The sequence below is a fragment of the Sporosarcina koreensis genome (assembly GCF_001531445.1).
GTDB lineage: Bacteria > Bacillota > Bacilli > Bacillales_A > Planococcaceae > Sporosarcina > Sporosarcina koreensis_C.
In genome coordinates this window covers 1-9,151 of the sequence record NZ_LQYA01000171.1, presented here as the reverse complement: position 1 = coordinate 9,151, position 9,151 = coordinate 1, and the positions used below count along the sequence as shown (strand labels likewise).

7 protein-coding genes and 1 pseudogene are annotated in these 9,151 nt (G+C 46.6%); all 8 read left to right on the top strand.

Annotation, left to right across the window (positions count from 1 at the left end):
* Nucleotides 1-138, top strand: a pseudogene (locus AWV70_RS24765) (phosphate acyltransferase); the annotation flags it as partial.
* A 31-nt stretch (nt 139-169) separates the two neighbouring features.
* Nucleotides 170-1,267, top strand: coding sequence for a Leu/Phe/Val dehydrogenase (locus AWV70_RS16355; RefSeq protein WP_060209403.1), 1,098 nt, complete (start codon nt 170-172; stop codon nt 1,265-1,267).
* A gap of 37 nt (nt 1,268-1,304) precedes the next feature.
* Nucleotides 1,305-2,387, top strand: coding sequence for a butyrate kinase (gene buk / locus AWV70_RS16350; protein ID WP_060209400.1), 1,083 nt, complete (start codon nt 1,305-1,307; stop codon nt 2,385-2,387).
* Nucleotides 2,388-2,417: 30 nt separating this feature from the next.
* Nucleotides 2,418-3,845: a dihydrolipoyl dehydrogenase gene (lpdA, locus tag AWV70_RS16345; RefSeq protein ID WP_060209398.1), complete on the top strand. Its 1,428-nt coding sequence runs from the start codon at nt 2,418-2,420 to the stop codon at nt 3,843-3,845.
* A 77-nt stretch (nt 3,846-3,922) separates the two neighbouring features.
* On the top strand, nt 3,923-4,930 hold the full coding sequence (locus AWV70_RS16340) for a thiamine pyrophosphate-dependent dehydrogenase E1 component subunit alpha (RefSeq protein ID WP_060209396.1): 1,008 nt from the start codon (nt 3,923-3,925) through the stop codon (nt 4,928-4,930).
* Complete coding sequence (locus AWV70_RS16335; RefSeq protein WP_060209394.1) at nt 4,930-5,913, top strand: alpha-ketoacid dehydrogenase subunit beta; 984 nt, start codon at nt 4,930-4,932, stop codon at nt 5,911-5,913. Before AWV70_RS16340 ends, AWV70_RS16335 begins: the two co-directional genes overlap by 1 nt.
* 20 nt (nt 5,914-5,933) lie before the next feature.
* A complete protein-coding gene (locus AWV70_RS16330; RefSeq protein WP_060209392.1) occupies nt 5,934-7,244 on the top strand; it encodes a dihydrolipoamide acetyltransferase family protein in 1,311 nt (436 codons plus the stop codon).
* A gap of 203 nt (nt 7,245-7,447) precedes the next feature.
* Entirely contained in the window at nt 7,448-9,121 is a 1,674-nt protein-coding gene (locus tag AWV70_RS16325; protein ID WP_060209391.1) for a methylmalonyl-CoA mutase family protein, read from the top strand.
* Nucleotides 9,122-9,151 lie beyond the last annotated feature (30 nt).

Here is a 9,151-nt window from a genome sequence, read left to right as displayed (position 1 = left end):
CTTATGTATTTCGCTAAAGCGAAAGTCGGGGGCATCATACAAGGCGCCAGGGCTCCGATCGTATTGACATCAAGGTCGGATAGCGCAGATAGCAAGCTTTACTCTTTGGCATTAGCCATACAAACAGCGAAAAACTAATAACGGACTTTTCCGGAGGAGGAAACACATCATGGAAATTTTTAAATATATGGAAACACACGATTATGAGCAATTGGTCATCTGCCAAGACAAAACTTCAGGATTGAAGGCGATCATCGCAATCCACGATACGACTCTCGGACCTGCACTAGGTGGAACGCGCATGTGGACATATGCGAGTGAAGAGGAAGCAATCGAGGACGCACTCCGTCTGGCTAAGGGAATGACGTATAAAAACGCAGCGGCTGGGCTTGACTTAGGCGGCGGTAAAACAGTCATCATCGGAAACCCGAAAACGGATAAAAATGACGAGATGTTCCGCGCGTTCGGACGTTACATCGAAGGTTTGAACGGAAGATATATTACAGCAGAAGATGTTGGCACAACTGAAGAGGATATGGATCTGATCCATTTGGAGACTGATTATGTAACAGGCGTTTCCGCAGAGTTCGGTTCCTCAGGCAACCCTTCACCAGTCACGGCATTTGGTGTCTATAAAGGGATGAAAGCTGCGGCTAAAGAAGCATTTGGAACTGACTCCCTTGATGGTAAGACGGTTGCTGTCCAAGGTGTCGGCAACGTCGCTTACACTTTGTGCGAATACTTGCATGAAGAGGGTGCGAAGCTGATTGTCACGGATATTAATAAGGAAGCGGTCCAACGTGCAGTCGATGCATTTGGCGCAATAGCTGTCGGCACAGATGAAATTTACTCGCAAGATGCTGATATCTTTGCCCCTTGCGCACTAGGTGCCATCATCAACGACGAAACGATACCTCAATTGAAAGCGAAAGTGATCGCAGGTTCGGCGAATAACCAATTGAAAAATCCGGAGCACGGCGATATCATCCATGAAATGGGAATTGTCTACGCACCTGACTACGTTATCAACTCCGGTGGCGTCATCAATGTGGCAGACGAACTTGCAGGCTATAATCGGGAACGTGCATTGAAACGGGTTGCAGGTATTTACGATACAATCGAAAAGATTTTTGCGATTTCTAAACGTGATAACATCCCGTCCTACATGGCGGCGGACCGGCTTGCTGAGGAGCGTATTGCCAGGGTTGCCAAATCACGTGGGCAATTCCTGCAAAATGAAAAAAGCGTCCTTACTCGAAAAAAATAATATTGCTTAACAGGTACCGATCGAGAGGAGGATGGCCGTGCAAAAAAAAAGTAACCGGATTCTCATTATCAATCCCGGATCCACATCAACGAAAATTGGTGTGTACGATAATGATCAAATCATTTTTGAAGACACAATAAGACATCAAGCGGATAAGCTTGCAAAATTCGATTCGGTCATCGATCAATACAATTTTCGGAGAGAGGCCATCCTCTCTTCATTGGAAACAGGCGGCATCCACATGACGGAATTGGATGCTGTCTGCGGAAGAGGAGGTTTGCTCCGACCGATTTCAGGCGGTACATATTACGTCAATGAAGAAATGCTCGATGATTTGAAAAAAGGTTTTTCCGGTCAGCATGCTTCAAATCTTGGCGGCATCCTTGCAAATGAAATTGCCTCCAAAGCGAATATTCCAGCATACATTGTTGACCCGGTAGTTGTCGACGAAATGCAACCGATTGCTCGTATTTCCGGTTTTGCGCCAATCAGCAGAAAATCGATTTTCCACGCACTTAACCAGAAAGCGGTTGCCAGAAGATATGCAAAACAAGTCGGCAAAAGTTATGATGAGCTCCGACTGATTGTCACGCATATGGGCGGGGGCATAACAGTCGGGGCACACTGTTACGGCAAAGTAATTGACGTCAACAATGGGTTGCACGGCGATGGGCCATTTAGCCCTGAACGGTCGGGAACAGTCCCAATTGGCGAACTGGTCGATCTATGTTATTCAGGGTCGTATTTCAGAAAAGAGATCATGACAAAGCTGGTCGGACAGGGCGGTCTTGTCGGCTACTTAGGTACGAACGACGCTGTGACTGTCGAAAAAAGGATTGAAGCAGGCGACGTAGAGGCAGCGCTAGTCTATGAAGCAATGGCTTATCAAGTTGCAAAAGAAATCGGAAGTGCTTCAACAGTATTGGGAGGCAAGGTCGACGCGATTTTATTGACTGGCGGCCTCGCATACGGCAAGGAATACGTGGAAATGATCAAAAAGCGAGTCGAATGGATAGCCGAGGTAGCCATTTACCCGGGTGAAGATGAGTTGCAGGCCCTTGCTGAAGGCGCTCTGCGAGTCATGAATGGTGAAGAGCAAGCAAAAATCTATCCTGCTTGATGGATAGCGAAGAGGAGGCCATGATTACAGATGGCAAACGAATATGATGTAGTAATTTTGGGCGGAGGCACAGGCGGTTACGTCGCCGCAATCCGCGCCGCACAATTAGGCTTAAAGACGGCGCTAGTGGAAAAAGATGCACTAGGCGGCACTTGCCTGCATAAAGGCTGCATTCCAAGCAAAGCCTTATTGAAAAGTGCTTCCGTGTACCAAATGACGAAAAACGAAGCTGCTCATTTCGGTGTCGATACGACCGGCGCATCATTGAATTTTGCGCGGGTCCAGGCCAGGAAAGACGAAATCGTTCAACAGTTGCATAAAGGCGTCATTGGGCTAATGAAAAAGGGGAAAATTGACATCTACGAAGGCTACGGCCGTATGTTAGGACCTTCGATCTTCTCTCCGATGCCAGGAACGATTTCTGTTGAAATGAATAATGGGGAAGAAAATGAAATGCTCATTTTGAAAAACCTTATCATTGCTACCGGCTCAAGACCCCGTACGTTACCAGGGTTGGAAATCGACGAACAACAAGTCCTTTCTTCAGATGGTGCCTTGCAAATGACTGAACTTCCAAAGTCGATCCTTATCGTCGGAGGAGGAGTCATCGGAATCGAATGGGCATCGATGTTGAATGACTTTGGCGTAGATGTCACTGTCATTGAATATGCAGATCGGATCATCCCGACGGAAGATGAAGATGTTTCCAAGGAAATGAAAAAACTTCTGACGAAAAAAGGCATTGCGTTTGTTACTGGAGCGAAAGTGGCGGCAGACAGTCTCTTGAAAACAGAGGACTCTGTAACGATATCCGCACAAGTTTCGGGCGAAACGAAAAAGTTCACCGCCGAAAAAATGCTTGTTTCAGTAGGGCGGCAAGCTAACGTGGAAGGGATCGGTATTGAAAATACGGAAATCCAAATTGAAAATGGTTTTATAACAACAAAGTCGACGTTCCAGACGAAGGAAGATCATATCTACGCAATCGGCGATGTTATAGGCGGTCTTCAGTTGGCACATGTAGCTTCGCATGAAGGCATAGCTGCAGTGGAACATATTGCTGGACTGGCGACAGAACCGATCAATTACACGAACATCTCCCGTTGCATCTATTCAAGTCCGGAGGCTGCTAGCGTCGGTCTAACGGAAGCGCAGGCGAAAGAACAAGGATTTGACGTCAAAGTGGGCAAGTTTCCGTTCGCTGCGATCGGCAAGGCGCTAGTCAATGGAAATGCAGATGGGTTTGTAAAAATCATCGCAGATAAAAAATCGGACGATATTTTAGGAGTCCATATGATTGGCGGACATGTAACCGATTTAATTTCGGAAGCGGGTCTTGCAATGGTCCTCGATGCGACTCCATGGGAAGTGGCTTCAACCATTCATCCGCATCCATCACTATCTGAAGTGATCGGTGAAGCGTCACTTGCTGTGGATGGCATTGCAATTCATATGTAATGTAAATTGTCGAAATCGGATGTCCGTTTGAATTCGAACACCGATCCTTTGGTTTGGATAAGAAAGGGGTTTCTAAAATGGCAAAAACACGTCATGAAGAATTGGGATTGACGAATGAGGATGTATTGGAAATTTATGAAACGATGGTCATGGCAAGACGTTTGGATGAACGTATGTGGCTATTGAATCGTGCGGGTAAAATCCCGTTTGTCATTTCATGTCAGGGGCAGGAGGCCGCACAAGCAGGTGCTGCATATGCGCTTGATAAAGAAAGGGATTGGATTGCACCCTATTATCGCGATATGGGCGTCGTTCTTCACTTTGGAATGACACCGAAAGAGCTAATGCTTTCCGCTTTCGCGAAAGCGGAAGATCCGAACTCTGGTGGCCGCCAAATGCCCGGTCACTTTGGACAACGAAAAAATCGTATTTTGACAGGCTCATCCCCTGTTACGACGCAGCTTCCGCATGCAGTAGGCGTTGCGCTGGCGGCAAAAATGAAAAATGAGGATTTCATCACATTTGTCACTTTGGGAGAAGGGTCGTCCAACCAAGGCGATTTCCATGAAGGCATGAACTTTGCCGGTGTCCACAAGTTGCCGACGGTCATTATGGTTGAAAACAATAAATATGCCATCTCAGTTCCAATTGAAAAACAGCTGGCTTGTGAAAATGTTTCCGATCGTGCAATCGGATATGGCATGCCTGGCGTGACTGTCGATGGCACAGATCCGCTTGAAGTATACAGAGTAGTAAAGGAAGCGGCCGATCGTGCGCGCAATGGTGAAGGACCAAGCCTTGTAGAAACAATCTGCTATCGACTGACAGCTCACTCTTCAGATGATGATCACCGTCTATATCGGGATCCGGAAGAGCTTGAAAACGAACGTAAACTTGATCCGATCCCTAAGTTCGCGGCTTATTTACGAGAAGCTGGCGTAATCGACGAGGCATATGAAAAAGAGATGGAAGAGCGTATTATGGCAATTGTCAACGAAGCGACTGACTATGCGGAAAAAGCTCCGTATGCAGAACCTGAGTATGCGCTTCGCCACGTTTATAAAGAGGAAGGGGGGAACGAATAATGGCCGTCATTTCATATATTGATGCAATTACTCTTGCGATGAAAGAAGAGATGGAAAGAGACGAAAATGTATTCGTTCTTGGAGAAGACGTTGGAAGAAAAGGAGGCGTTTTTAAAGCGACGACGGGACTTTATGATCAGTTCGGTGAATACCGCGCGCTTGATACGCCGCTAGCCGAATCTGCAATTGCAGGTGTCGGAATCGGAGCTGCAATGTATGGCATGCGTCCAATTGCTGAAATGCAATTCGCGGATTTCATCATGCCGGCTGTTAACCAAATCGTTTCCGAGGCGGCAAAAATCCGCTATCGGTCCAATAATGATTGGTCTTGTCCAATCGTAATCCGCGCACCTTTCGGGGGTGGGATTCATGGTGCCCTATATCATTCCCAATCTGTCGAATCGATGTTCGCAAGTACGCCTGGCTTGAAAATTGTCATCCCTTCAACCCCTTATGATGCGAAAGGTTTACTGAAAGCGGCAATTCGAGATGACGATCCTGTCCTTTTCTTTGAACATAAACGCGCATACCGTCTAATCAAAGGCGAAGTGCCTGAGGAGGAATACGTACTTCCTATTGGAAAAGCGGATGTAAAGCGTGAGGGAGAAGATATTACGATCATCACTTACGGTCTCTGTGTACATTTCGCATTACAAGCGGCGGAAAGACTCGCAGAAGATGGAATTTCCGCACATATTCTCGATTTGCGTACGGTGTATCCATTAGATAAGGAAGCAATCATTGAAGCTGCATCTAAAACAGGGAAAGTATTGCTTGTCACTGAAGACAATTTGGAAGGCAGCATCATGAGCGAGGTTTCTGCAATCATAGCTGAAAACTGCTTATTCGACCTGGACGCGCCGATCAAACGCCTTGCAGGGCCTGATATTCCTGCAATGCCATATGCGCCGACGATGGAGAAATTCTTTATGGTCAACCCGGAAAAAGTCGAAAAAGCTGCGCGTGAGCTCGCAGAATTTTAATCGGAAAGGAGGTAACTGATATGACAATCGAAAAAATAGAAATGCCGAAACTTGGAGAAAGTGTTACAGAGGGGACGATTGAAAAATGGCTGGTAAAGCCAGGGGACACTGTCAATAAGTATGATCCTTTGGCGGAAGTCAATACAGATAAAGTAACTGCAGAGATTCCTTCTTCCTTTGCTGGAACAATTAAAGAAATCATCGTACAAGAAGGCGAAACCGTAGAAGTTGGAATCGTTGTATGTACGATTGAAACGGAAGGGGGCGCAGAAGCTCCTGTGGAAGCGGTCCCTGCCAAAGAGGAGCCGGCAAATGAAATGCCTGCTGCAGGCTCCCAAAAACCTGCCGCGCCGATCAAACGTGAAGCTGGAGCAGCACGCTTTTCTCCAGCGGTCATGAGATTGGCACAAGAGAACAATATAGATCTCACACTTGTTCAAGGCTCTGGGAAAGAAGGCCGTATTACACGGAAAGATATCCAAAAAATAATTGATAGCGGTGAAGTTCCAACTGCCGAAGCAGTGCAAACCGAACAGTCACCGAAAAGCGTTGAACAACACCCGGCAGCCCCTGTTCAAAGTGCAACTGCTACTAAACCGGCAGAGCCTGCACCGATACCAACTGCTGCAGGTGATATCGAAATACCGATTACAGGAGTACGTCGTGCGATAGCGACGAATATGCTCCGCTCCAAACACGAAGCACCGCATGCGTGGACGATGATCGAAGTGGACGTAACGAATCTCGTCCAGTACCGTGACTCCTTGAAAAATGATTTCAAGCAGAAGGAAGGCTTCAACCTGACATACTTTGCTTTCTTCGTGAAGGCAGTCTCCCAAGCCTTGAAGGAATTCCCGATGATGAACTCCATGTGGGCAGGAGATAAGATCATTCAGAAGAAGGATATTAATATTTCCATCGCGGTTGCTACGGAGGATGCGCTCTATGTGCCGGTTATTAAACATGCTGATGAGAAGACGATCAAAGGAATCGGCCGCGACATCAATGAGCTTGCATCCAAAGTGCGTTCGGGCAAGTTGAAGTCCGATGAAATGCAAGGCGGAACATTCACCGTTAACAACACAGGTTCATTCGGATCGATTCAATCGATGGGAATCATTAACTACCCGCAAGCAGCAATCCTACAAGTCGAATCGATCGTCAAGCGTCCTGTCGTTATGAACGGCGGCATGATTGCGGTGCGCGACATGGTCAATCTCTGCCTATCGCTCGATCATCGTGTGCTTGATGGATTAGTGGCTGGCCGTTTCTTGGCACGTGTTAAAGAAATTCTGGAAAACATTTCAGCTGACAATACATCTGTCTATTAAGTAGCAGAAGGCCGTCCCTTGAAAAGAGGGGCGGCTTTTCCAACTTTTCATTCACCCTTTTGCGCTTTCAAACAATTGGCTACTCAGGTAAACTAGAAGTAGTTGTAGAATAATTTGATGTACTTTACATATTTTCAGGTTGGCTCGGAAGGTGAAGTCTCGGTGAAGCCGACCCAATGCTCAAGACGAAAGGAGCAACCTAGATGACAATTGATAATATGAAAAAAACGACCTTTGAAAAAGTAGGTTTCGAACAATGGAAAGAACTTGCCGTCAATTCCCTTAAAGGGAAACCATATGAAAAATTGGTGACTCGGACACTGGAGGGCATTGAACTCGAACCGCTTTATTTTGAAAAACCGGAACTTGATAGCTCATCGACAGTCCTTTCAATGAAAAGGACTCCTGGCTGGATCATTGCACAACAGACGATTGCCGACAGCAGTGCTCATTTCCTCGAACAATTGGAGGACTCGCTTAAGAAAGGAAATGAAGCGATTGTATATGACGGAACCCACCAATTTGACTGGAATGACGATCAGTTATTGCGATTATCTTCATTCATTTCGAAGTATCCGGTATTCCTTTTCAACGTACGTAATGATGACCCACTGTTAAGGGCATTCGATTTTGTTCATCATGAAGTGCGAGAGGCTGTCTCCGGTACCATCCAAGTAGAGGATTGGGTCATGCCAGTCGGTTATAACAACATTCGGACTGCAGGGGTCGACTTATGGAAAGAACACCATGAGGGTGCAGACGCGGTGACTGAGCTGGCTTTTGCATTGGCGGAAGCAGCGCGCATCGCAGCAGACTACGAAAGCTTCCAAGCATTCGCTGACAACTACTTTGTCCGTTTTCCGGTCGATACCCATTTCTTCATGGAGATCGCTAAACTCCGTGCATTTAGGGTGTTATGGCAAGCGTTCGCGCAAGGCTATAATTTCGATGAAGCACCATTCATACCGGTGTTGGCAGTAACGTCTCTACGTTCGTTTTCAAAGCTGGATCCGTATGTCAACCTGCTTCGTGCAGGGAATGAAACATTTGCCGCTGTATTGGGCGGAGCCGACATGATTCAAGCGCACCCGCATAATATACTGACCGGTCCGAATGCTAGTTCAATCCGATATAGCCGCAATATGCAACTCGTTTTAAAAGAAGAAACGCATGTGGAAAAAGTTCTTGATCCAGCAGGCGGCTCGTATTTTATTGAAAAGCTGACAGAACAGCTTGTTGAAAAGTCATGGGAACTGTTTCTGGAAATTGATAGCATGGGCGGCATGGAGCATTTTCAAAAAGGGAAGCGAATACAGGAACTGTCTTTGAAGCTTCAGGCAGAAACAGCGAACGGTAGAAAATCGCTGATTGGCACAAATATATATGCCGAGCTTGCAGCAGTGAACTTTGAGGACTGGGGTGGTTTTCATCCTGTAGCACGCTTAGCTGAACCTTTCGAAGGACTCCGCCATTCATTCAGTGAAAAGCAGCCGAAAACTGTACTACTGACATTTGGAAAACTGAAAGACTTCAAGCCACGAGCTGATTTCGTATCCGGATTCCTGGCAGCGGGGGGAATTAAAAGCGATTGGAGTCCTGTGTTCGACAGTGCTGAACATGCGATCGAGTGGCTGCAAAAAGAAAAGCCGGAGTACGCAATTGTTTGCGGAAAAGACGAAGTTGTAGCTGCTGTCCTGGAAACTCTTCTTGGACAGTTACCTGTGGGCATAATGCTGGATGTGGCAGGGAAAATCGATGAAAAAACATTGCAGCATTGGAAGCAGCTCGGTCTTAATGGTATAGTTTTCAACGGTCAAAACAAAATAGAGAAATTGCAGGACATTTTGAATTCGTGGCAAGGAGGGAGCCGGAAATGAATAAACCTGAATTTACAAAGGGGGACATTC